Origin of the sequence: Saccharopolyspora terrae, from assembly GCF_004348435.1 — a bacterium.
Taxonomy (GTDB): domain Bacteria; phylum Actinomycetota; class Actinomycetes; order Mycobacteriales; family Pseudonocardiaceae; genus Saccharopolyspora; species Saccharopolyspora endophytica.
In genome coordinates, this window is record NZ_SMKS01000022.1 from 30,402 (window position 1) to 53,307 (window position 22,906).

The window sequence follows — 22,906 nt, forward strand, 5'->3', positions numbered from 1 at the left end:
AGGACCCCCACCACGACCGACAACCCGACGACCACACTCCGACGTTTCAGCACTCAGGCACCATAAGGGCTATTGCAATACATTCTCAATAACCTGAGATCTTCCTCGCCACCTCCACCAACACGCCCGACCGCAGGCGGGGAACCGGATCACGGCGGTGTTCGGAACCCGGATCACCCCCGTGATCGGGGGACGGAATACGGGAGTAATCCGTCCCCCGAGCCGGGAACGCTCCGAAGGCGACCGGTCCCGGCGGTCGTCAGGCGACTGGTTCTGGCATGACTTCCACCGCGTAGGTGCAGGTGATCGTGTCGTCGGTGCGGGGGTCGGTGAGGTCCACGCGCCAGGTGGTGGCGAACTGGTCGACGTCGGGGGTCATGGGGATGGTGCCCGAGATCAGGACCGTGCCGGGCTGGGCGAGGCCTCGGGCGCGGAGCTCCTCCAGCCAGTAGTGCGGGGTGAGCAGGTCGGCGAGGGTGCCGTCCTGGATCTTCTCGCCGCCGGCCCAAGCCGTGAGCGCGATCTCGTCGAGGTGGTCCTCGACGTCGGCCAGCCGCCACGCCTTGCGGCCGAGGACGTCCGGTCCGGCCTGCTTGCTCCAGGCCACGCCGTGGACCTCCAGCTCGCGGTCGGTGTGGTCGCAGGCGACGGTGAGCAGCACGTCGTCCTCGGTGATCACCAGCGCCCACTCGGCCTCGCCGGACGTCCGGCCGTGCTGCACCGGGACCACGTCGGCCTGCATCGCCAGGTAGGGCGCGACCGGGTAGAGGCAGGGCGTGCGGGTCGGGGCGGGGACGCCGAGCTCGGCCAGTTCCGCGACGTGGGCGGCCACGTCCTCCTGGCTGCGACCGGCGTACCCGGCGTTGAGCAGCGTCGTCACCGAGACCTCGACCGTCCGGCCGCCGACATCGAAATGAAGTGGAAACACAACACCCTCCCGTTTGGCATACCTCTTGTATACAGTTCGTATCACACTGTGCCGGCCCACCTGGAAATCGAGGGAGCCCATGACGAACGCGTCCGCGACCGCCGCAAGACCGGCGCGCAAGGACCTGATCAAGGCATTCGTGGCGAGCCTGAGCGGCACCTCCCTGGAGTGGTACGACTTCGCCGCCTACTCGGTCGCCTCGGCGCTGGTGTTCGGCCAGCTGTTCTTCCCCAGCCACGACCCGCTGTCAGGGACGCTGCTGGCGTTCTCCACCTACGCCGTCGGCTACGTCTCGCGCCCGCTGGGTGGATTCGTCTTCGGCCGCCTCGGCGACGTGCTCGGCCGCAAGCAGGTCCTGGTGATCACGCTGCTGATCACCGGCATCTCCACCGTCCTCATCGGACTGCTGCCCACCCACGACCAGGTCGGCGCGCTCGGCGCGGTGCTGCTGGTGGTGCTGCGATTCGCCCAGGGCGTGGGCATCGGAGGCGAGTGGGGCGGCGCCGTCCTGCTCTCCAGCGAGTACGGCAGCGACGAGCACCGCGGGTTCTGGGCCTCCGCCGCCCAGATCGGACCGCCGGCCGGAAACCTGCTGGCCAACGGCGTCCTCGCGGGTCTGGCCGCCGGGCTGACCTCGGAGCAGTTCATGTCCTGGGGCTGGCGGGTCGCGTTCCTGCTCTCGGCCGTGCTGGTGATCTTCGGCCTGTGGATCCGCGTGAAGCTGGAGGAGACCCCGGTCTTCCAGGAGATCCAGCAGAAGGGCGAGCAGGCGGGCGCCCCGGTGCGCGAGGTCCTCACGCAGGAACCGCGCGCGCTGATCGCCGGGATCCTCTCCCGCGTCGGCCCGGACGTGCTCTACGCGCTGTTCACCGTCTTCGTGCTCACCTACGCCACCCAGCAGCTGGACATGCCCAAGAGCTGGGCGGTCACCGGCGTCATGCTCGGCTCCTCGCTCCAGCTGTTCCTGATGCCGCTGGCCGGGGCGCTGTCGGACCGCTTCGGCCGCCGCCGCGTCTACGCGGTCGGCGCCGTCGGCGGCCTAATGTGGCCGTTCGTGTTCTTCCCGCTGGTCGGAGGCGGATCCGCGGGGCTGCTGATCTTCGGCGTCATCGTCGGCCTGATCTGGCACGCGCTGATGTACGGGCCGCAGGCCGCGTTCATCGCCGAGCAGTTCAGCCCGGCGCTGCGCGCCACCGGCGCCTCGCTGGCCTACACGCTCGCCGGGATCATCGGCGGAGCCCTGGCCCCGCTGCTGTTCACCTCGCTGTACGCCTACTTCGACACCTGGGTCGCCCCCGCCTGCTACCTGGCGGCGACCTGCGTGGTGACGCTGATCGGCCTGTGGCTCAGCCGGACTGCAACACCCGCCGGGTCGCGCTGAGGTGTTCGGTGATCGCCGCGGTCGCGGCCTCCGGGTCGCCCGCGGCGAGCGCCGAGCAGATCGCCTCGTGCTCGGACAGCACGGACTTGCGCCGCCCGTCGGACCGGAACAGCGCCTCGACACCGGCCCGGATCTGCCGGGCGCGCAGCCCGTCGTAGGTCTTGGACAGCATCTCGTTGCCCACGGCGGCCACCAGCGCCGAGTGGAACCGGTGATCGTGGTCGATGAACTCGCGGGCCTGGTCCTCACCGAGCTCGCGCTGCTCGTCGAGCTGCCCGCGCATCTCGGCCAGCGGCACCGCGTCGAGCTCGACGGCGCGGCGGGCGGCGTAGCACTCGATCATCGTGCGGATCTCGAACAGCTCCCCGATCTCCCGGCCGCCGATCGGGGCGATGTAGGCGCCGCGCTTGGGCACCAGCTGGACCAGTTCCTCGGCGGCGAGCAGCAGCAAGGCCTCGCGGATGGGCGTGCGCGACACGCCGATCTCGTCGGCCAGGGCCTGTTCGTTGACGAACTGACCCTGCATGCTGGGGTCGCTCAGGACGGTGTCCTTGAGGTGGGCGTAAGCGAGTTCACGTCCGGACGGCACTTTGACCCCTTGCTTGCATATCATCGGTATACAAGCATCGTAACGGCCTCGGACCGGCACCACTCGGCTTGCCCAGCGGTGCGGGTGGGGAACCTGAGCGACTTCGTCGCTTCGAAGCAGAACTCGTCGAAGGATTGGTTGTGGCTATGCGAATCGCGTTGTGCCAGATCGTGTCGGGCCCCGACCCGAAGGCCAACCTGGAACTGGTCGCCGACGGGATCCGCCGGGCCGCCGAGGAAGGCGCCGACCTCGCGGTGTTCCCCGAGGCGACGATGGCCTGCTTCGGCGTGAAGCTGGCACCGCTGGCCGAGCCGCTGGACGGCCCGTGGGCCACCGAGGTCCGCCGCCTCGCTCGCGAAGCCGGCATCGCCGTGGTCGCGGGCATGTTCACCCCCGCCGACGACGGGCGGGTCACCAACACGCTGCTGATCACCGGTCGCGGCGTGGAGGCCTCCTACGACAAGATCCACCTGTTCGACGCGTTCGGCTTCGCCGAGTCCAACACCGTCGCCCCCGGCGCGGAGACGGTCGTGGTCACCCTCGACGGCGTCGGCATCGGCTTCACCACCTGCTACGACGTGCGGTTCCCCGGGCTGTTCCAGAAGCTCGCCGACGAGGGCGCGTCGGTGATCGTCACCCCGGCGTCGTGGGGTTCCGGCGAGGGCAAGCGCGAGCAGTGGGAGCTGCTGGTGCGCGCCCGCGCGCTCGACTCGACCTCGTGGATCGTGGCCTGCGGCCAGGGAGACCCGCGCAGCATCGGCCGCGAACCCTCCGGCAAGGCCCCCACCGGCATAGGCCACAGCCTCGTCGCCACTCCCCTCGGCCTGGTCCACGCGCAGCTCGGCGCCGAACCCGGTGTCGAGGTCGTCGACGTCGACCCGGACGCGGTCGAAGGAGCCCGTCAGGCCGTCCCGGTGCTCACCAACCGGCGCTTCTGAACGGCGCGGAACGCCAGCGCCGTCGAGACGAGCAGGACGGCCGTGGTGATGATGCTGCCCTCGACGCCGAAGCCGCCGCCGGTGAGCAGTTCCGCGGTTCCCGGCTCGGGGTCGAGGCTCAGCAGCGTGGCCTGGATGTCCATCCCGGACACCTGGATCCCGGCCACGTTGCCCTGGCACCAGTTCCACACGACGTGGAAGGCGCACACGCCCCACAGCGATCCCTCGGCCACGGCCCACAACCCCAGCGTCAGGCCGATCAGCAGGACGTTGACCAGCGGCAGCACGCCGACGTCGAAGTTGGCCCCGTGCAGCAGCGCGAAGACCAGCGCCTGGAAGATGATCGCCGCCGTGAGCCCCCACTTCCGGTAGGCGGTCTGCAGCAGGTATCCGCGGCTGACGACCTCCTCCGTGCACGCCTGGACGGCGAACCCCACCAGCGCCAGCAGCACCGCCCCGACCTGCGCGAACCGCACCGGCCCGACCAGGTACTGCCCGCCGACCAGGTTCACCACCACGGGCACCGCCAGCAGCACGACCGCCGCACCGGCGCCGAACGCCAGGTGCGCGCCGATCCGGGAAGCCGGGAAGAACCCGAGGCTCGCCAGCGGACGCCGCTCCTTGACCACCACCCAGAGCGCGAGCAAACCGCTGGCCCCGAGGAAGCTGAACAGCAGCACCAGCTGAGTCCCGATCCCCATCGGCCCGCCCACCAGGGCCAGCGCGGAAACCCCGAACACCGGCAGCAGCGCCAGCGTCACCACCGCGGGCCCGACCAGCAGGCACACGATCACCACCAGCAGGCCCAGCACCGGACCGGTGGGCCGCCGCGCCGCCGAGGCACCGCCCAACAAAGCCGAATCCACGCCCATCTCCCGTTCCACGCACCCGATCATGCCGCAACACCAACACCCCCACCGCCGTACACCTCCTGACCAGGGGGATTCGAATTTCGCGCGAAATTCGAACGCCGAAGTTCGGGCTCGAATTTCGCGCGAAATTCGAAAAGCGTTGCGCAGCCGGGTGAACTTGAGCGCCTGGGAGGGTGATGTTGGTCCGGGTCACATGTCCAGGCCGAGGTCCAGGGACGGGGAGGAGTGGGTCAGGGCTCCCACCGCGAGGTAGTGCACGCCGGTTCCGGCGTAGGCCGCTGCCACGTCGAGGGTCAGACCGCCGGAGGCCTCCAGCTCCGTGCCCGGCGAGAGCGCCCGGGTGCGCGACACCGCTTCGGCGCACTGGTCCGGGGTGAAGTTGTCCAGCAGGACCAGGGAGACGTTCTCGGCCAGGACCTCTTCGAGCTCGGCGAGGTCGCCGACCTCGACCTCCATCGGGAGGTCCGGGGCGTGGGCGCGGCAGGCCCGGACGGCGGCCGCCGGGGAACCGGCGGCCACGACGTGGTTGTCCTTGATCAGGATCGCGTCACCCAGGCCCATGCGGTGGTTGACGCCACCACCGCAGCGGACCGCGTACTTCTGCAGGTCGCGCAGGCCCGGGAGGGTCTTGCGGCTGTCCCGGATCTTGCATCCGGTGCCTGCCACGGCGTCCACCCACGCCGAGGTCGCGGTGGCGATGCCGGAGAGGTGGGTCAGCAGGTTGAGCGCGGTGCGCTCGGCGGTGAGCAGGCCCCGGACCGGCGCCTTCACCCGCAGCGCGCAGTCACCGGGAGCGAGCCGATCACCGTCGGCGCGTTCGTCGAGCACCTGGTAGGCGTCGGCGCCCAGCACCTCGTCGAGCACCAGGCGCGTCACCGGAAGTCCCGCCAGCACACCGGCTTTGCGGGTGTTGAAGCCCGCCTCGGCGACCGCGTCCTCCCCGACGGTGGCCTCGGTGGTGGCGTCCGGCCCGTAGCGCAGGTCCTCGGCCAGGGCCGTGCGGACGATCTCGCGGGCGCCGTCGAAGTCGAAAGTCATGCCGCTGTCCTCGCAATTCCGGTCTCGGCGTGGATCAACCACCCCGAGGCGTCGAGCCGGAGCACCGTGCTGCGCCGCCAGCGCAGGTCGTCGGTGTCCGGGAAGTCGGTGCGGCGGTGGCAACCGCGCGATTCCGCGCGGAGCCTGGCCGCCGCCAGCAGGGCCTGCGCGGTCAGCGTCAGCGACGCGTCCTCGACAGCCTGACGCGTCCGCAGCGGACGGACGACGGAGGCGCGGTCCAGCACCGAGCACGCCTCGGCCATCCCGTCCTCGCTGCGGCCGATGCCCGCGTGCGTGCTCATCGTGCGCTGCAGCAGGTCTCGCTCGACGACAGCGAACGCGGGCGGCTCGACCTCGCCCACCGGCGTGCGCGACAGCAGGCCGCACCCGAGGTCCTTGGCCACGGCCGAGGCCGCTCGCCCGCCCACGACCAGCCCTTCCAGCAGGCTGTTGGAGGCCAGCCGGTTCGCGCCGTGCAGGCCCGTGCAGGCCACCTCGCCCGCCACGTACAGGCCGGTCACCGCGGTACGACCATCCACATCGGACACCGCGCCGCCGCACGAGTAGTGCGCCGCGCTGGCCACCGGGATCGGCTCGGCCGTCGGATCGATCCCCGCCTCCCGGCACGAGGCGTGCACGGTCGGGAACCGCTCGGCGAAACCGGGGATCCCGGTGGCGTCCAGGAAGACGTGCCCGGCACCGGTCTCCGCCGCGCGGCGGGTGATCGCCGCCGACACCACGTCGCGCGGCGCCAGGTCGCCCAGCGGGTGCACCCCGTCCATCACCCGGTCGCCGCGCACGTCCAGCAGCACCGCGCCTTCGCCGCGCACCGCCTCGGTGACCAGCGGACGACGCCCGCGCGCCTCGCCCTCGGCGTAGAGCACGGTCGGGTGGAACTGCACGAACTCCAGGTCCGCCACTCCCGCCCCGGCGCGCAGCGCCAGCGCCACACCGTCCGCAGTGGACACGTCGGGGTTGGTCGTCGCGGCGTAGAGCTGACCGAGACCGCCGGTGGCCAGCAGCACCGCGGGCGCGTGCAGCACACCGGGACGGCTCTCGGAGTCCATCGCCAGCGCCCCGGCGATCGCGCCTCCCTCGCCGCGCAGCAGCTCGACCACGCAGTGCTGCTCCAGCACCGGGATCCCGCCACCGCGCACGGCCGACACCAGCGCCCGCTGCACCTCGGCACCGGTGGCGTCCCCACCTGCGTGGATGACGCGGAACGCCTGGTGCCCGCCCTCGCGGGTGCGGGCCAGCGCGCCGTCGACGGCGTCGAACTCCGCCCCCGCCGCGCGCAACCGGCCGATGGCCTGCGCGCCGTCGGCGAGGATGTCGCGCACCGCCTGCGGCGAGCACAGCCCGACGCCCGCGGTCAGCGTGTCCTCGACGTGCTTGTGCAGGCTGTCGCCCGGGTCCAGCTCGTCCGGCCGCACCACGGCGATGCCGCCCTGCGCCCAACCGGTGTTGCCGGCCGCGACCGAGTCCTTGCTCAGCACCAGTACGCGCAGACCGGCTTCGCGGGCGCGCAGCGCGGCGGTCAGCCCGGCCACACCGGTGCCGACGACCAGCAGGTCAGCACCGGCTTCCCAGGTCACTCGCCACCGCCGGGCTTGCCGATGGCGATCATCCGCTCCACGGACGCCCGAGCGCGGTCGGCGACGTCGGTGGGCACGTGCACCTCGTCGGCGCCTTCGCGCAGGCAGCGCAGCAGCGCCGCCGGGGTGATCATCTTCATGTAGCGGCACGAGGCCCGGTCGTTGACCGCGCGGAAGTCGATCTCCGGAGCGGCCTTCCGCAGCTGGTGCAGCATGCCGACCTCGGTGGCCACCAGCACCGAGCGCGCGCCGGTGTCCCTCGCCGCGGTGAGCATGTCGCCGGTGGACAGGATCTTCACCCGCTCCGGCTCCACCGTGCCCTCGCCCGCGAGGTAGAGCGCGGAGGTCGCGCAGCCGCACTCGGGGTGGATGAACAGGTCCGCCTCCGGCGACGCGGCGGCGCGCTCGGCGAGCTCCGGCCCGTTGATCCCGGCGTGCACGTGGCACTCGCCGGCCCAGATGTGCAGGTTCTCCCGGCCGGTCTCGCGCTTGACGTGCGCGCCCAGGAACTGGTCCGGGCAGAACAGCACCTCGCGGTCCTCCGGGATCGAGCGCACCACGTCGACCGCGTTGGAGGAGGTGCAGCAGATGTCGGTCTCGGCCTTCACCTCCGCGGTGGTGTTGACGTAGGAGACGACGACCGCGCCCGGGTGCTCGGCCTTCCACTCGCGCAGCTGCTCTGCGGTGATCGAGTCGGCCAGGGAGCAGCCCGCCCGCTCGTCGGGGATCAGCACCGTCTTCTCCGGGCCGAGGATCTTGGCGGTCTCGGCCATGAAGTGCACGCCGCAGAAGACGATCGTGCTCGCGTCGCTGTTGGCCGCGATGCGGCTCAGCGCCAGCGAGTCACCGGTGTGGTGGGCGACGTCCTGGATCTCGGGCAGCTGGTAGTTGTGCGCCAGCAGCACGGCGTCGCGCTCCTCGGCCAACCGCCGGACCTCCTCGGCCCAGGCGGCATCGGCTTCGACACCGGTGTAGCCGGCATCGGTCCGCTGCCACGTCGCAGTCGCCATCTCGTCCTCCTCGCCGGGGGCTCCGAGACGCGCCGGAGACCCCGCAACTCACCCCGGATCAAGGTCCCGAGGTTTTCGCCTTACAATCGAAAACGTGCCACATAGTAACACCGCGCCAACGGCGGACGGCAGAGACGCAGGTCACGAAGTGCTCGCCGGGGTCCTGCAGATCCGCGACGAACGACTCCAGGTGATGCTGTGGCAGCGCGCCAAAGAGCCCGCGCTGCACCGCTGGTCGCTCCCCCGGGGCTGGCTGGCCGCCGACGAGGACGTCGAGGCGTCGATCCGGCGGCAGCTCGCCGAGAAGGTCGACGTGCACAAGCTCTCCCACGTCGAGCAGCTCTCGGTGTTCAGCGCCCCCGGCCGGGTGCCGGACCGGCGGGTGATCGCCACCGCGTTCCTGTGCCTGGTGCCCGCCGACGTCGACCCCGAAGTGCCCACCGACACCCGCTGGTTCCCCGTCGACGACCTGCCCGCGACGGCCTTCGACCACGAGGAGATCGTGCTCGCCGCGCGAGACCGGCTGCGCGCCAAGCTCTCCTACACCAACATCGGGTTCGCGCTGGCCCCGGCCGAGTTCACCGTGTCCGAACTGCGCGGGATCTACTCGGGCGCGCTCGGCTACCAGGTCGCCGCGACGAACCTGCAGCGCGTGCTGTCCCGGCGAGGCGTCCTGGAGCCCACCGGCCGCACCGTGCCCGCCGGGCGCTCCGGCGGCAGACCGCCCGCGCTGTTCCGCTTCACCTCACGAGACCTGCAGGTGACCGACCCGTTCGCGGTTTTCCGTCCCCCGGCCTGACATCGCCTGTTTCACTTGGAGCAGCCTCGTTGCGTCGATCGAAGTAGTTTGGGAGGCGTGTTGGACACGTTGCCGCTGTTCCCCCTGGGGTCCGTGCTGCTCCCGGGCGGGCACCTTCCGTTGAACATCTTCGAGCCGCGCTACCGCGACCTCGTGCAGGACCTGCTCAACGAAGCCGTGCCCGACCGCCGGTTCGGCGTGGTCACCATCCGGCAGGGATGGGAGGTCGGCGAGGACAACGTCGACTCGCTGTACGACGTCGGCTGCACGGCGGTGCTCGACGAGGCCCGGCAGCTGCCCGGCGGGCGCTACGACGTCACCGCCTTCGGCGAGCGGCGCTTCCGGCTGCTGCAGATCGACCGCGAGTCCGCGCCCTACCTGCTGGCACGCGTGCAGTGGCTGCCCGACACCGAACCGGAGCCCGACAATCCGGGTCGCCGCGAACGGCTCACCGCGGGGGCGCGCGACGCCCACCAGCGCTACCACGCCTCGGGCATGCGCAGCGGACCCCGCGACGTTCCCGGCGAGGACTCCGAATCCGCCGACCTGTCGTACCTGCTGGCCGACGACTGCGTGCTCACCACCGAGGACCGCCAGGCGCTGCTGGAGGAGACCGACCCGCTGATCCGGCTGCGCAACGTGCGCAAGCTGCTGCTGCGGGAGGCCGAGTTCCTGCGCGAGCTGCGCGCGGTTCCTGCGCCGCTGGCCGACTTCGCGCAACACCCCAGCCTGAACTAGCAGGGGTCGGTAGGGGGTCTGCCCGATCTAGGATCGGCGCATGTCCTCACCTGGTGGCCCCTGGGAGCCGCAACGGCAGTACCGGGGCTTCGACGCCTTCCAGCAGCCGCAGCAGCCGCCTCGCAGGAAGAAGCGCGGGTGGCTGATCTTCGCCCTCTCGGCCGGTGCCGTCGTGCTGATCGGTGCGATGGCGGCGGTGCTGGTGTTCGGCCTGCGGAGCCAGCAGGCGGAATCGCAGCCGCCCGGCCCGGCCCCGCTGCCCACGACCTCGGCGGAGCCCGTCGTGGCCGGGTGGCACGTGGTCGCCGTGCCCAAGCGCCAAGCCGTCTACGACGTGCCGCAGGACTGGGAGGTCGACCCGAACCCGGAGAACGTGCACGCCGTCGGACCGCCGGAGGACGCGGTCACGCTCACCGGGGTGGCGCACCGGCAACTGGGTTTCTGCCCGGGGGACGACAACAGCTTCCGCGCGATGGCCGGCGCCAGCGCCCGGCTCGGGCCGGACAACACCGCCGTCGCCGGCGAGACCATCGGCACCTTCGTCGGCCACGCCTTCACCCGCGACGGCGTCGCCCCGCTCGTCGAGCAGTCACCGCCCGAGCAGCTGCGGCTCGGCGGCGGGCTGCCCGCCACGCGCATCAACGCCCGGGTCACCCTGCCCGCCCCGGCGGGCTGCGACGCCCGCTCGGTCGCGGTCACGACCGTGGCCACCAACAACGACGGCAAGAGCTCGGTGGTCTTCATCGCCGCGGCCGACCAGGGCGTCCCGAGCGCGGTCACCCCCGAGACGCTGAACGCGATCGGCGGCTCGTTGCGTCCGAGGTGACGGGCGATAGGGCGGTTCTCGTCCGAACCGTCCGCTTCTGCCAGTCCGGACCAGGACCGCCTTACCGCAGACGTCGGCCCAGGTCGTCGAAGCCGTTCCAGGACGTCGCGATGCCGTATCCGAGGGAGAGCGCCAGCGGCATGGCGACCAGCACCCACATCGTGGTGATCTCCGGGGCGACCGTGATCAGGTCGCCGAGCTGCGGGTTCGACGGCATCGGGTAGAGCCCGGCCGCGAGCGAGCCGCCCATCTGGATCCCCAGCCAGGACGCCACCAGCGAGCCCAGCACCCCGCCGATGAGCAGCACCGGGCCGCGCCTGCCGCGGATCCGCCACAGCACCGCGGCGGTGAGCAGACCGGCGGCGAAGGCCAGCAGCGTGAAGATCGCGATGCCGTCGAACTCGTGGTAGCTCTCCACCAGCAGCGGGCTCACGGTGCCGCCACGCCCCAGCACGCTCTCCTGCGGAGGTGCCAGCCGCGACCACGACCAGCCCATCGGCAACCCCAGCAACGCGATCAGCGAGATCGCGCTGATCGCCGGCAGCAGGTCGGCCTTGACCACCACCTTCGGACGAGGTGGGGTCAGGACCGAGAGCAGCGCGGCCTCCGCGGGCTCGACCCGCTCCGGGAGAGCACGCGTCGTGCCCGGATCGTCCACTGGGCTGTCGGACACCCGCCGACCTCCTCCTCGCGTTCGCCGCCACCGGCCCGGCTTGCGAAATTTTCCGGTCACCATAGCGTTTCCTCGCACCCCGCCCGGTCACCCGATGGGCGGGAGCGGGGCGCACATCAACTATTCTGCGCGAGCCCTCATGTCGGCTACGCCGAAGGACTAGTGAAGTGGTGGGAATCCTGCCGTCTCCCCAGTTGACCGGACCGAGCCCGATCGACGAGCCGCGGCAGAACTCGGCCGTCCGGCTCCCGCTGCGCAACACGGTAGCCGAACTGGTCGCCGGTTCCGCGGTCGCCGCAGTGGTGAGCTTGGTGCTGCAGTTCGCCGCCGCGCGGCTGAGCATCAGCGAACCCAGCTACGCGCCCGAGGCGCTGACGATGCTCAGCAGCGGTCTCGTCCTGGCAGCCCTGTTCGCGCTGCTGGCGTTCGGGTACCGCGCCACGCGCATCGGCCGCTGGGGCAAGCTCGCCGCGACCTGGGTCGCGCTGAGCGCCTTCAGCACCTTGTCGCTGGCCATCCCGCTGCAGTCCACGCGCTTCTACTACGGCGGATCGTCGACCGACAACGGCTTCCGCATGCAGCTGATGACGCGCATGGCCTCGACGCTGGGCCTGGCCGACATGAACTACGCGGAGACCGCGCCCTACTACCCGAGCGGCTGGTTCTGGCTCGGCGGGCGCTTCGCCAACCTCCTGGGCTGGGAGGGCTGGGCGGCCTACAAGCTCTACGCGCTGTGCTGGGTCGCGGTGACCGCCGTCGTGGCGTTCACGCTCTGGAGCGTGGTGCTGCGTCGTCGGCTCGCGCTGCTGGCCGCCGTCGTGACCGCGCTGTCGGGCATGCTGCACGGCGTCGTGGAGCCCTACGCCTGGCCGTCGGCCGCGTGGCTGCTGCCGGTGGCGGTGCTGGCCTGGCGCTCGCTGCGGATGACCGAGGGACCGCGCTGGACGCTGATCTGCATCGGCGGCTACGTCGGTTTCGCCGCGATCACCTACACGCTGCACTTCGGCTTCGCGGTTGCGATGATCATGCTGATGGCGCTGATCACCGGCGTGCACCGGGTCCGCCAGGGCGAGGGCGTGGGACCGGTGGTCAAGCAGCTGTTCCTGCGGCTGCTGCCGATCGGCGTCGTCAGCCTCGTGATCGCGCTGCTCGTGTGGCTGCCCTACCTGCTGTCCACCGGCTTCCTGCTCAACAACCCGCGCAGCGCCGCGCAGCACTACCTGCCCGAGGACGGCGCGTTCCTGCCCGTGCCGATGACCGAGGCGACCGCGTTCGGCGGGCTGTGCCTGGCGGGCTTCGTGTGGTTGTTGTTGCGCTGCCGCCACAGCGAGATCGCCGCGTCGATGCTGGCGATCGTGCTGGCGATCTACGGCTGGTTCGCGCTGTCCACGCTCGCCCTGCTGGCCAAGACGACGTTGCTGGCGTTCCGGCTCAACGTCGTCCTGGACCTGACGCTCGCGGTCGCCGGCGTGCTCGGCCTGCTGGAGCTCATCGGCTACCTGCGGCGCAGGATCGACCCGCGGTACGCGGTGCAGATCAGCCTCGTCGCCTGCGCGCTCGGCCTGATCGGCGCGGTGAGCGTCACCCAGGAGGCGCTCAGCGGCAAGCTCCTCGGCTACACCGAGCAGGCCTACACCGACTACTACCCGACCGGCGACAACGCCAAGGGCAACAAGGACCCCGGGCAGCGCGGTTCCTGGTTCGACGACGAGATCCGCGCGGTCGCCGCGCTCACCGGGCGCGAGCCCGACCAGAACGTGCTGCTGAGCACCGACTACAAGCTCATGTCCTTCCAGCCGTACTGGGGTTTCCAGCAGGAGACGCCGCACTACGCCAACCCGCTGGCCGACTACGACGCCCGGGCGGCCGAGGTCGAGCGCTGGAGCAAGGCCACCAGCAGCGAGGAGCTGCTGCGGATGGTGCGCGGCTCGAAGTTCAAGAGCCCCAACGTGTTCATCCTCGACAACCCGCAGAGCCGCTACTCCGAGGTGGAGCCCCCGCCGGAGCACGAGGGCGACCTCGGCCTGCAGCTCAAGGGCGACGCGTTCCCGCAGAACCCGAACGTGCGCGACTACCACGTCTACTTCGACCGCGCGCTCTTCGACTCCCCGGCCTTCGTCAAGCGCGACGTCGGCCCGTACACGATCATCGCGACCCGCTGATCCGGCTGCCGGGCACGGCCTTGCGAGGGCGTTCATCGGACGACCTCCACCGCGGACCGCGCCCGGCGGAATCGGTAGTGCATCGCCGCGGCGGCGAGCGCGACCGACCACAGCGGCCAGAGCACGATCGGCAGCCAGACCAGCGGGTGGTTCGGGATCCCGGGGTTGTCGGCGAGCACCTGCAGCACCAGCAGCCGGCTGCCCGCCATCACCAGCACGGCGACGAACAGCGCGGGCAGCACCGCCATCCGCACCGGCACCGGCCTTCCCGCCAGCCCGACCATCCAGCGCGGGAAGCGCTCGCCCCACGGGCGGATCAGCCCCCAGGTCAGGACGGCACCGCCCGCAGCGGCCACCGCGAGCCCGAGACCGCCTGCGGCGCTGGAGTTCTCCATCGAGAGTCCGGGGAACCCGATCGCCATCAGCACCCGGCTCGCGGCGTACGCCAGCGGCACGCCGATGGCGATCCACGTCCACAGCCGTCCTCGGCCCGGCGACACCGCTCCACCACCGCGCACCGCCTGCTCGATCCACGTCCACAGCATCGTCACGACCAGCGCCACGACGACCAGCTGGAGCACCAGCGCCACCGACAGGTACTTCCGCAGGGGATCAGGATCTCCCGCCAGCGCCGAGATGAGCAGGAACGGTAAGTACCCGACAGCCGCCAGCACACCGGGGCCGAGCAGCACCAGCAGGCCGACGATCGCGGCCGTCCGGAGCGGGACGGCAGCACGGCCCGAGGACACCAGCGCCGCCGCCCCGGTCACCGCACCGATCACCGCGACCACCAGGTTCGCGGCCGGCTGCGGCAGCAGGGTCAAGGCGGAATCGAAGAAGTCGGCCGGGTCAGCCATCGGGCTGACCGCGCCGGTGACCGCGCACACCGACGCGACCAGCACCAGCAGAGCACCACCGACGAGGACGAAACCTCGTGCGAACTTCCGTTGTTCAGTCATACCGGTAATGGTCGTGATTCCGGCGGCGCGCGACCTCCACCGCGACGGAGAGACCTTCTCCTCCTCGAGGAGGAGATTTCGGAGACCTCGCGGACGATCCGAGGAATCCTCAGACGACGCCGTTGTCGTAGGCCCAGATGACCGCGTGCAGCCGGTCGCGGACGTCCAGCTTGCGCAGGATCGCCGCGACGTGGGTCTTCACCGTCGTCTCCGCCAGGTGCAGCTCGGCGCCGATCTCGGCGTTGGACGACCCGCGCGCCAGGGCCGCGAGCACGTCCCGCTCCCGGCCGGTCAGCGAGTCCCAGCGCGGATCGGGACCGCGCGGCGCCGCCCGCCTCGCCACCTCCAGCAGGGTGCGGGTGGCGCGCGGCGAGACGATCGAGTGTCCCTTGTGGACCTCCCGCACGGCAGCCGCGACCTCCTCCCCCGGCGTGTCCTTGGTGAGGAAACCGCCTGCCCCGGCACGCAGCGCGGCGAAGAGGTTCTCGTCCAGGTCGAAGGTGGTCAGGATCAGCACCCGCGTCTCCGGGTGCTCGGCGGTGATCAGCTCGGTCGCGGCGATGCCGTCCATCCCGGGCATCCGGACGTCCATCAGCACCACGTCGACACGGTGCCTGCGGCAGGCCTCCACCGCAGCCGCACCCGAATCCACCTCGGCCACGACCTCGACGTCCTCGTGCAGGCCGAGCACGATCCCGAGCGCGGAGCGGATCAGCTCCTGGTCGTCGGCGACGACCACGCGGATCGCGGTCACCGCTCCCCCAACTCGAACTCAGCCCGCACCGTCGTGCCCGCACCGGGCTCGCTGCGCACCACGAATCGCCCTCCGATCTGCCGCATCCGCTCGGCCATCCCGACCAGGCCGTACCCACCGCGCGCGGTGAGGTCGTCGGCGGTCCCGGGGCCGTCGTCCGTCACGATCACGGTAAGCCGCTGCGGTTCCCAGACCTGGAAGATCCGGCACCTCACCTCCGGTCCGACGTGCTTGAGCGCGTTGGTGACCGATTCCTGGACCACCCGGTACACCGCGTGCCGCTCAGCGGTTCCGAGATCGTGCCTGGTCCCGGAGCTGCGCAGCTCCACGTCCGCCCCGGCCTGGCGGAAGGAACCGATCAGCGAGTCGAGATCGCGGTCCTGGTCCCCACTCACCGGGTCGTCACCCGAACGCAGGACTCCGAGCATCCCGCGCATCTCCTGCATCGCGTCGCGGCCCACCGACAGCGCGGTCGAGAGCATCTCCCGCGCGCGTTCGGGATCGCGGTCGAACAGCACGCGCGCGGTGTCGGCCTGGGTGAGCACCACCGCGAGCGAGTGCGCCGCCACGTCGTGGATCTCGCGCGCGATCAACCGCCGCTCCGCCGCGATCGCGGCGCGCACCTGCTCCTGCCGCAGCTGCTCGGCGCGCTCGGCGTTCTCCTCCAGCGCGCGCACGTAGGACACCCGGATCCGCCGGTACCGCCCGAGCGCCCACGCCGAGAGCACCGAGGCGACCGCGACGGCCCCGAGCACGACCGGCGGCTCCCCGGCGCCGGGGAAGCTCACCACCATCCGGGCCACCACCAGCGCCGATCCGATCAGCCCGCAGGCCACCGGAAGCACCTGATGGTCGGTGTAGGCGATCACCGAGTACAGCAGCACGGGGTAGAGGGCGGTGAACGGCAGCAGCACGGGCGGAACGCCACCGGGCAGGTCCGGCAGGGCGACCAGCGCGAGCATGCAGGCGCTGGCCACCGGCAACGTCGCGAACGGCCGGATCCTGCGCAGAGCCACGCACACCGCGAGACCGATCAGCGCGATCACCGAGGCGATCCACAGCCACGGCGCCGCACCCCGCAGCGCGCTCAGCGACGCGCCCGCGGCGAGGACGAGCACGAGCGCGGCAGCGACGCCGTCGAGCGCCAGCCGCTGGTCAGGCCGCCACGAGGTGAGCATCGGCCCACCGTAGGCGCGTGGGGACGAGCCCCACCTCCTCCTCACGGATGAGAAGCCGGGCGGACCGGGAGCGCGCGGAGCCCGTGGATGAGGCTGGAGTTCCGGCGGCCGAGCTCCTCCGCCGAGGTGGCCAGCGTCAGGTCCGGGAAGTGCGCGACCAGACCGCGCAGCGCGATCTGCGCCTCCATCCGGGCCAGCGGGGCGCCGAGGCAGAAGTGGATGCCGTGCCCGAAGGCCAGGTGGCCCTGGGTGTCCCGGGAGATGTCGAACGAGTCGGCGTCCGGGAAGCGCTCCGGGTCGCGGTTGGCGGCGGCCAGTCCCGCCCAGACGAACTCGCCCGCGGGGATCTCGGTCCCGCCGATGGTGATCGGCTCGGTCGTGAAGCGGAACGTGGTGTGCATGAGCGGGCCGTCGAAGCGCAGCATCTCCTCCACGGCGCCGTCGACCAGGTCCGGGTTCGCGCGCAGCGCGGCGAACTGGTCCGGGTTGGTCAGCAGCGCCAGGATGCCGTTGCCGATCAGGTTCACCGTCGTCTCGTGCCCTGCCACCAGCAGCAGGAACACCATCGAGATCAGCTCGGACTCGCTGAGCCGGTCCTCGTCCTCGGACACCTCGATCAGCGCCGTGAGCAGGTCGTCGCCTGGGTTCTCGCGCTTGGCGGCGAGCAGTTCGGTCAGGTACTTCGACATCTCGCCGACGGCCTGCACGGACGCCTCGGCGTCGAGGTCGTCGAGCAGCTGGTTGGTCCAGCGCCGGAAGTCGTCGCGGCGGCTCTCGTCGACGCCCAACAGCTCGCAGATCACCCGGATCGGCAGCGGGAACGCGAACGCGTCCAAGATGTCCACTTCGGACTCACCGGCCATCGCGGTCAGCAGTTCCTCGCTGATCCGCTCGATCCGCGGCCGCAGCGACTCGATCCGGCGGGCGGTGAACGCCTTGACCACCAGCTTGCGCAGCCGCGAGTGGTCCGGCGGATCCATGTTGAGCATGTGCATGTCGAAGCCGCCGCCGGCGAACCTGCCGTCCTCCGACTCCGACGGGTCCGGCCGCTCGGCGCCGGGCGCGAAGCGGTCCATGACCAGCCGGAAGATGGTCTGCGCGTCCTTGCCCAGCCGAGGATCGGCCAGCAGCGCGCGAGCGTCGTCGTACCGGGTCACCACCCAGACCGGCAGACCGCTCTCGTTGACCAGCCGGTGCACCGGTCCGGCGGCCCGCAGCTGGGCGTAGCGGGCGTGCAGGTCCTGCGCGAACCCGGCGTCGAAGGGAATCGGGTCGGTGTGCGCCGTCATGGAACTCCCATCCACGAGTTGTGAGTCCAGTAAACCGCGCGCGCACCGACCCTCGCCGCGCAAACGCCGGAACCGAGGCGCACCGCCGCGGGTTCTGACACGTCTTCTGGCGAGCACGCCGCGACGCCGATGTCCACCCCGGGGCAAGCGGAAGACATCAGGAGCGGCGCACGGGGTCCAGAAGACGTGTCAGGTTCCGCTACTGGACCGCCGAGAAAGCCGATTCCAAGAACAGCTCCTACGCCAGCCGGACCGGCAGCCGCTGCAGGCCGTGGATCAGCGTGGAGAAGCGCCATTCGACGTCGTCGAGCTCCCCGGCCGCGCTCAGCCCGGGAAAGCGCTCGGCGAGCTGGCGCAGCGCGATCTGCGCCTCCATGCGGGCGAGCTGCGCACCGAGGCAGAAGTGGATGCCGTGCCCGAACGACAGGTGCCCGTGCGGGTCGCGGCCGATGTCGAACCGCTCGGGCTCCGGGAACTTCTCCGGATCGTGGTTGGCCGAGGCCAGGCCCACCCACACGATCTCGCCGGCCGGGATCTCCACGTCACCGATGACCACGGCTTCGGTGGTGTGCCGGAAGGTCCCGTGCATCACCGGGCCGTCGAAGCGCAGCACCTCCTCCACCGCCCCGGTCACCAGGCTCGTGTCGGCGACCAGCGCCGCCCACTGCTCGGGGTTGCGCAGCAGCGCCAGCACGCCGTTGCCGATGAGGTTCACCGTCGTCTCGTGCCCTGCCACCAGCAGCAGGAACACCATCGAGATCAGCTCGCCCTCGCTGAGCCGGTCCTCGTCCTCGGACACCTCGATCAGCGCGGTCAGCAGGTCGTCGGCCGGGCTCTGGCGCTTGGCGGCGACGAGCTCGACCAGGTAGGCGGCCATCGCCTGACCGGCCTGCGCGCGCGATTCGTCGTCGGAGGCGTCCAGCAGGGTGTTGGTCCACTGCCGGAAGTCGTCGCGGCGGCTCTCGTCGACGCCCAACAGCTCGCAGATCACCCGGATCGGCAAGGGGAACGCCAGGGCGTCGAGCAGTTCGACCTCGCCTGCCCCGGCCATCGCGTCCAGCAGTTCGGCGGTGATCTCCTCCACGCGGGGCCGCAGCGACTCGATCCGGCGGGCGGTGAACGCCTTGACCACCAGCTTCCGCAGCCGCGTGTGGTCCGGCGGGTCCAGGTTGAGCATCTGCTCGCTGAGGTCGTCGCTGTTGAAGGGCCGACCGGTTCCGCCGGCCTTGGCCAGGATCACCTCGCGACTGCGGCGGAAGTCCTTCGCCAGCCGCGAATCCGTCAGCGCCGCCTTGACGTCGTCGTGCCGCGTGATCGTCCAGACCGGCAGGCCGTGCGGGGTGATCATGCGCTGAACCGGTGTGGCGGAACGGATCTCGCCGTAGCGGTCGTAGAGGTTCGAGACGAATTCGCTGTCGAACGGCACGGCGTCGAGGTGCGCCTCAGTGGTGGGCATGGAGCTTCCTTCGGGTAGGCGGGGAGAACCCTCAAAATCCAGTGAACACCGTTCACAACGGCTTGTCACACCGGACTGAGGGCCCTCTCAGCGCAAACCCGACGAATCACGCCACTTCGAAGCAACCCGCCCCGAGAAGCCCCTTGAGCTCGCCCTGCAAGCCGTTCTCCGTCGACACGAAGAAGTCGCTCGACAGCGCCAACCGCGTCGTCCCGCGCGGGCTCTGCAGCTTCAGGTGCACCGGGGTCGTGCCGGAATGCGCCTGCAGGGTCCGCTTGAGCTCGTTGACCAGCGACTGGTCCACCCTGCCCACCGGCACCTTGATCACGAACGCCGAATCGCCGCCCTGATCGGTCTCGGCCGCCGAGATGTCGACCGGGACCGCGTCCGAGGCGAAGATGCTGATCGTGCCCTCGCGCTCGTTGATGCGGCCCTTGACCGCCAGCGCGGTGTCCTCCACCAGGCAGTCGGCGAACATCTCGTAGGACTTCGGGAAGAACAGCACCTCGACCGAGGCGTCCAGGTCCTCCAGCGTCACGATCGCCCACGGGTGGCCGTTCTTGTTGATGCGCCGCTGGATCCCCGAGATCATCCCGGCGATCTTGATCTGCTCCTTGCCTCCGCCGGACTCCCGCTCACCGCCGACGAGCTCGGCGATCCCGGTGTCCTGGTAGGGCGCCAGCAGCCGCTGCGCACCGTCGAGCGGGTGCGCCGACACGTAGAGCCCCAGCATCTCGCGCTCGTAGGCCAGCAGCTGCTTGCGCGGCCACTCGTCGTCGCCGAACTGCAGGTGCGCCAGCGGCGATGCTTCTGCGCTGTCGTCGGATTCGTCCGACCCGAACAGGTCGAACTGGCCCATCGCCCGCTGCCGCTTGAGCCCGATCACCGCGTCCACCGCGGCCTCGTGGTGCTGCGACAACGACATCCGGGTGTGCTGCAGCGAGTCGAACGCGCCCGCCTTGATCAGCGATTCGATGACCCGCTTGTTGCACGCCAGGATCTCCGACTTGTCCAGGAAGTCGGTGAACGACGTGTAGCGCCCGTGCTCCTCGCGGCTCTTGACGATCGAGGCCACCACGTTCGAACCGACGTTGCGGACCGCGCTCATGCCGAAGCGGATGTTGCCGGAGACCGCCGCGAAGGTCTCCTTCGACTCGTTGACGTCCGGGGACAGGACCTGCACGCCCATCCGGCGGCATTCCGCCAGGTAGACGGCCATCTTGTCCTTGTTGTCACCGTTGGAGGTCAGCAGCCCGGCCATGTACTCGGCCGGGTAGTTGGCCTTGAGGTAGGCCGTCCAGTACGCCACCAGGGCGTAACCGGCCGCGTGGGACTTGTTGAACGCGTAGCCGGCGAACGGCAGGACCGTCGCCCACAGCTTGTCGATCGCCTCGTCGGAGAAGCCCTGGTCGCGCATCCCGGCCTGGAAGCCCTCGAACTCCTGGTCCAGGACCTCCTTCTTCTTCTTGCCCATCGCGCGACGCAGGATGTCCGCTCGACCGAGGCTGTACCCGGCGACCCGCTGCGCGATCGCCATGATCTGCTCCTGGTAGACGATCAGACCGTAGGTCTCGGCCAGGATGTCCTTGAGCGGCTCGTCGAGCTCGGGGTGGATCGGCTCGACCGGCTTCTTGCCGTTCTTGCGGTCGGCGTAGTCCAGGTGCGCGTTGACCTCCATCGGGCCCGGCCGGTACAGCGCGTTCGCCGCCACCACGTCGCCGAACTCGGTGGGCTGCATGCGCTTGAGCAGCTCCCGCATGCCGCCACCTTCGAGCTGGAACACGCCCAGGCTCTCGCCGCGCGCCAGCAGCTCGTAGGTCTTGGCGTCGTCGAGCGCGAGCTTGGAGAGGTCGATCTCCAGGTCGTGGTTCTCCTTCACCATCTCGAGCGCGTCGCCGAGGATGGTGAGGTTGGACAGGCCCAGGAAGTCCATCTTGAGCAGGCCGATGGCCTCGCACGACGGGTAGTCCCAGCCGGTGATGATCGAACCGTCGTCGCGCGCCCACAGCGGCACCGTGCCCATCAGCGGCTGCGAGGACAGGATCACCGCGCAGGCGTGCACACCGGCGTTGCGGATCAGGCCCTCCAGCCCGCGCGCGGTGTCGAAGATCTGCGACACCGACGGATCGGTCTCGATCAGCGTGCGGACCTCGGAGGCCTCCGTGTAGCGCTCGTGCTGCGGGTCGACGATGCCCGACAGCGGGATGTCCTTGGCCGCGATCGGCGGCGGCAGCGCCTTGGAGATCTTGTCGGCGATCGCGAAGCCCGGCTGACCGTGGTGGACGCGGGCGGCGTCCTTGATCGCCGCCTTCGTCTTGATCTTGCCGAAGGTGATGACCTGGGCGACCTTGTCCCGGCCGTACTTGTTGATCGCGTACTGCAGCACCTCGTCGCGACGGCGGTCGTCGAAGTCGAGGTCGATGTCGGGCGGGGAGTCGCGCTCCGGGTTCAGGAACCGCTCGAAGATCAGGCCGTGCTCCAGCGGGTCCAGGTTGGTGATGTGCAGGATGTAGGCCAGCAGCGATCCCGCGGCCGAACCGCGGCCCGGTCCGACGTGGATGCCCTGCGACTTGGCCCACCGGGTCAGGTCACCGACCACCAGGAAGTACGCGCAGTAGCCCTTGGTGTCCAGGACGTCGAGCTCGGTCTTGATCCGGTCCAGGCACTCCTGGCTCGCGCCGTCCGGGTAGCGGGTCGGCAGGTACTGCTCGACCTCGGCCTCCAGCAGCTCCCGCTCGGACTTGCCGCTGCCGTCGGTCACGCGCGGCATCCGGTCCTGGAAGGACCAGACGTCCTCGTAGGACTCCACCATCTCGGCGACCAGCAGCGTGTTGTCCGCCGCGCCCGGGACCTCGGAGTCCCAGTACTCCCGCATCTCCTCGGCCGACTTGAGGTAGTAGCCGTCGCCGTCGAACTTGAACCGGCTGTCGTCGGACAGCGTCTTGCCCGACTGCACGCACAGCAGCGCACCGTGCGAATCGGCCTGGTCAACGGTCACGTAGTGGCTGTCGTTGGTGGCCAGCGGCTTGAGATCGAGCTCAGCGGCGATCTTCAGCAGCCCCTCGCGCACGGACCGCTCGATCGGCAGCCCGTGGTCCATCAGCTCCAGGAAGAAGTGGTCCTTGCCGAAGATGTCCCGGTAGTCGGCCGCGGCCTGCAACGCCCGGTCGTACTGCCGCAGGCGCAACCGCGTCTGCACCTCACCGGACGGGCACCCGGTGGTCGCGATGACCCCCTCGGAGTGCTCGCTGATCAGCTCCCGGTCCATGCGCGGCTTGCGGTACATGCCCTCGAAGCTCGCGCGGCTGGACAAGGTGAACAGGTTGCGCAGGCCGGTGGCGTTGCGGGCGAACATCGTCATGTGCGTGTAGGCGCCCGCGCCCGAGACGTCACCGCCCTCGCCGAACTCGTCGGTGCCGCGCTGCTTGGCCTCGCCCCAGAACACCGGCTTCTTGTGGAATCGGTTGTGCGGCGCCAGGTACGCCTCGATCCCGATGATCGGCTTGATGCCGGTCTTGCGCGCCTGCTGGTAGAACTCGTCCGCGCCGAACATGTTGCCGTGGTCGGTCATCGCGACCGCCGGCATCCCGAGCCGCTGCGCCTCCGCGAACAGCGCACCCACCTTCGCCGCACCGTCGAGCATGGAGTACTCGGTGTGCACGTGCAGGTGAACGAAGGGGTCGACAGACACGGAGAAGTCCTCCTTCGCGGCGGTATTCGA

At 70.5% G+C, this 22,906-nt stretch carries 19 protein-coding genes; 6 read left to right on the forward strand and 13 right to left on the reverse strand.

Going from position 1 to position 22,906, the window contains the following annotated elements:
* Positions 1–259 precede the first annotated feature (259 nt).
* On the reverse strand, positions 260–928 hold the full coding sequence (locus tag E1181_RS14695) for a DUF2848 domain-containing protein (protein ID WP_132675090.1): 669 nt from the start codon (positions 926–928) through the stop codon (positions 260–262).
* A 79-nt stretch (positions 929–1,007) separates the two neighbouring features.
* Between E1181_RS14695 and E1181_RS14700 the strand changes: the two genes are divergently transcribed.
* Positions 1,008–2,309 (forward strand): MFS transporter, encoded by a 1,302-nt coding sequence (locus E1181_RS14700; RefSeq protein ID WP_132675092.1) that lies wholly within the window; start codon positions 1,008–1,010, stop codon positions 2,307–2,309.
* Here the strand turns inward: E1181_RS14700 and E1181_RS14705 are convergent.
* Positions 2,275–2,898: a GntR family transcriptional regulator gene (locus E1181_RS14705; protein ID WP_132675094.1), complete on the reverse strand. Its 624-nt coding sequence runs from the start codon at positions 2,896–2,898 to the stop codon at positions 2,275–2,277. The two genes, E1181_RS14700 and E1181_RS14705, sit on opposite strands and share 35 nt — an antisense overlap.
* A gap of 146 nt (positions 2,899–3,044) precedes the next feature.
* On the opposite strand from E1181_RS14705, the gene E1181_RS14710 reads away from it, so the two are divergent.
* Complete coding sequence (locus tag E1181_RS14710) at positions 3,045–3,836, forward strand: carbon-nitrogen hydrolase family protein (protein ID WP_132675162.1); 792 nt, start codon at positions 3,045–3,047, stop codon at positions 3,834–3,836.
* On the opposite strand, the gene E1181_RS14715 is transcribed toward E1181_RS14710, so the two are convergent.
* From E1181_RS14715 to nadA, 4 genes are all read right to left on the reverse strand, one after another.
* A complete protein-coding gene (locus E1181_RS14715; RefSeq protein ID WP_235876777.1) occupies positions 3,800–4,720 on the reverse strand; it encodes a CPBP family intramembrane glutamic endopeptidase in 921 nt (306 codons plus the stop codon). The genes E1181_RS14710 and E1181_RS14715 overlap by 37 nt on opposite strands.
* Before the next feature lie 177 nt (positions 4,721–4,897).
* On the reverse strand, positions 4,898–5,746 hold the full coding sequence (gene nadC, locus E1181_RS14720; protein ID WP_132675096.1) for a carboxylating nicotinate-nucleotide diphosphorylase: 849 nt from the start codon (positions 5,744–5,746) through the stop codon (positions 4,898–4,900).
* The gene (locus E1181_RS14725) at positions 5,743–7,341 is read right to left on the reverse strand and encodes an L-aspartate oxidase (protein WP_132675098.1); all 1,599 of its coding nucleotides are present in this window, start codon (positions 7,339–7,341) and stop codon (positions 5,743–5,745) included. Before E1181_RS14725 ends, nadC begins: the two co-directional genes overlap by 4 nt.
* Positions 7,338–8,351: a quinolinate synthase NadA gene (nadA, locus tag E1181_RS14730; protein WP_132675100.1), complete on the reverse strand. Its 1,014-nt coding sequence runs from the start codon at positions 8,349–8,351 to the stop codon at positions 7,338–7,340. The genes E1181_RS14725 and nadA overlap by 4 nt, the downstream gene beginning before the upstream one ends.
* Positions 8,352–8,499: 148 nt before the next feature.
* On the opposite strand from nadA, the gene E1181_RS14735 reads away from it, so the two are divergent.
* The 3 genes from E1181_RS14735 to E1181_RS14745 are packed head-to-tail and all read left to right on the forward strand — an operon-like array spanning position 8,500 to position 10,714.
* Positions 8,500–9,150: an NUDIX hydrolase gene (locus tag E1181_RS14735; protein ID WP_268952464.1), complete on the forward strand. Its 651-nt coding sequence runs from the start codon at positions 8,500–8,502 to the stop codon at positions 9,148–9,150.
* Positions 9,151–9,210: 60 nt separating this feature from the next.
* The gene (locus E1181_RS14740; protein ID WP_132675168.1) at positions 9,211–9,888 is read left to right on the forward strand and encodes an LON peptidase substrate-binding domain-containing protein; all 678 of its coding nucleotides are present in this window, start codon (positions 9,211–9,213) and stop codon (positions 9,886–9,888) included.
* 40 nt (positions 9,889–9,928) lie between these two features.
* Positions 9,929–10,714: a hypothetical protein gene (locus tag E1181_RS14745; protein WP_132675102.1), complete on the forward strand. Its 786-nt coding sequence runs from the start codon at positions 9,929–9,931 to the stop codon at positions 10,712–10,714.
* 61 nt (positions 10,715–10,775) lie between these two features.
* Here the strand turns inward: E1181_RS14745 and E1181_RS14750 are convergent, their stop codons facing one another.
* On the reverse strand, positions 10,776–11,387 hold the full coding sequence (locus tag E1181_RS14750; protein ID WP_235876778.1) for a DUF2567 domain-containing protein: 612 nt from the start codon (positions 11,385–11,387) through the stop codon (positions 10,776–10,778).
* 194 nt (positions 11,388–11,581) lie between these two features.
* On the opposite strand from E1181_RS14750, the gene E1181_RS14755 reads away from it, so the two are divergent.
* On the forward strand, positions 11,582–13,549 hold the full coding sequence (locus E1181_RS14755) for an arabinofuranosyltransferase (protein WP_207922156.1): 1,968 nt from the start codon (positions 11,582–11,584) through the stop codon (positions 13,547–13,549).
* A gap of 32 nt (positions 13,550–13,581) precedes the next feature.
* Here E1181_RS14755 and E1181_RS14760 read toward each other — a convergent pair whose 3' ends face one another.
* The 6 genes from E1181_RS14760 to dnaE form a co-directional block, all read right to left on the reverse strand.
* Positions 13,582–14,508, reverse strand: a complete 927-nt coding sequence (locus tag E1181_RS14760; protein ID WP_132675108.1) for a hypothetical protein — start codon at positions 14,506–14,508, stop codon at positions 13,582–13,584.
* Positions 14,509–14,617: 109 nt separating this feature from the next.
* Entirely contained in the window at positions 14,618–15,262 is a 645-nt protein-coding gene (locus tag E1181_RS14765) for a response regulator transcription factor (protein WP_132675110.1), read from the reverse strand.
* Positions 15,259–16,440 carry a sensor histidine kinase gene (locus tag E1181_RS14770; RefSeq protein WP_132675112.1) on the reverse strand — a complete coding sequence of 394 codons (1,182 nt, stop codon included), beginning with the start codon at positions 16,438–16,440 and terminating at the stop codon, positions 15,259–15,261. Before E1181_RS14770 ends, E1181_RS14765 begins: the two co-directional genes overlap by 4 nt.
* A 41-nt stretch (positions 16,441–16,481) precedes the next feature.
* A complete protein-coding gene (locus E1181_RS14775; protein ID WP_132675114.1) occupies positions 16,482–17,729 on the reverse strand; it encodes a cytochrome P450 family protein in 1,248 nt (415 codons plus the stop codon).
* Between the two features lie 238 nt (positions 17,730–17,967).
* Positions 17,968–19,185, reverse strand: coding sequence for a cytochrome P450 family protein (locus tag E1181_RS14780; RefSeq protein WP_132675116.1), 1,218 nt, complete (start codon positions 19,183–19,185; stop codon positions 17,968–17,970).
* Positions 19,186–19,291: 106 nt separating this feature from the next.
* A complete protein-coding gene (dnaE, locus tag E1181_RS14785; RefSeq protein ID WP_132675118.1) occupies positions 19,292–22,876 on the reverse strand; it encodes a DNA polymerase III subunit alpha in 3,585 nt (1,194 codons plus the stop codon).
* Positions 22,877–22,906 lie beyond the last annotated feature (30 nt).

Bases quoted from the DNA above. Each gene is read 5' to 3' on its own strand.
- E1181_RS14700 (WP_132675092.1), top strand. From the start codon at position 1,008: ATGACGAACGCGTCCGCGACCGCCGCAAGACCGGCGCGCAAGGACCTG.
- E1181_RS14710 (WP_132675162.1), top strand. From the start codon at position 3,045: ATGCGAATCGCGTTGTGCCAGATCGTGTCGGGCCCCGACCCGAAGGCC.
- nadC (WP_132675096.1), bottom strand. From the start codon at position 5,746: ATGACTTTCGACTTCGACGGCGCCCGCGAGATCGTCCGCACGGCCCTG.
- nadA (WP_132675100.1), bottom strand. From the start codon at position 8,351: ATGGCGACTGCGACGTGGCAGCGGACCGATGCCGGCTACACCGGTGTC.
- E1181_RS14745 (WP_132675102.1), top strand. From the start codon at position 9,929: ATGTCCTCACCTGGTGGCCCCTGGGAGCCGCAACGGCAGTACCGGGGC.
- E1181_RS14760 (WP_132675108.1), bottom strand. From the start codon at position 14,508: ATGACTGAACAACGGAAGTTCGCACGAGGTTTCGTCCTCGTCGGTGGT.
- E1181_RS14770 (WP_132675112.1), bottom strand. From the start codon at position 16,440: ATGCTCACCTCGTGGCGGCCTGACCAGCGGCTGGCGCTCGACGGCGTC.
- E1181_RS14775 (WP_132675114.1), bottom strand. From the start codon at position 17,729: ATGACGGCGCACACCGACCCGATTCCCTTCGACGCCGGGTTCGCGCAG.
- E1181_RS14780 (WP_132675116.1), bottom strand. From the start codon at position 19,185: ATGCCCACCACTGAGGCGCACCTCGACGCCGTGCCGTTCGACAGCGAA.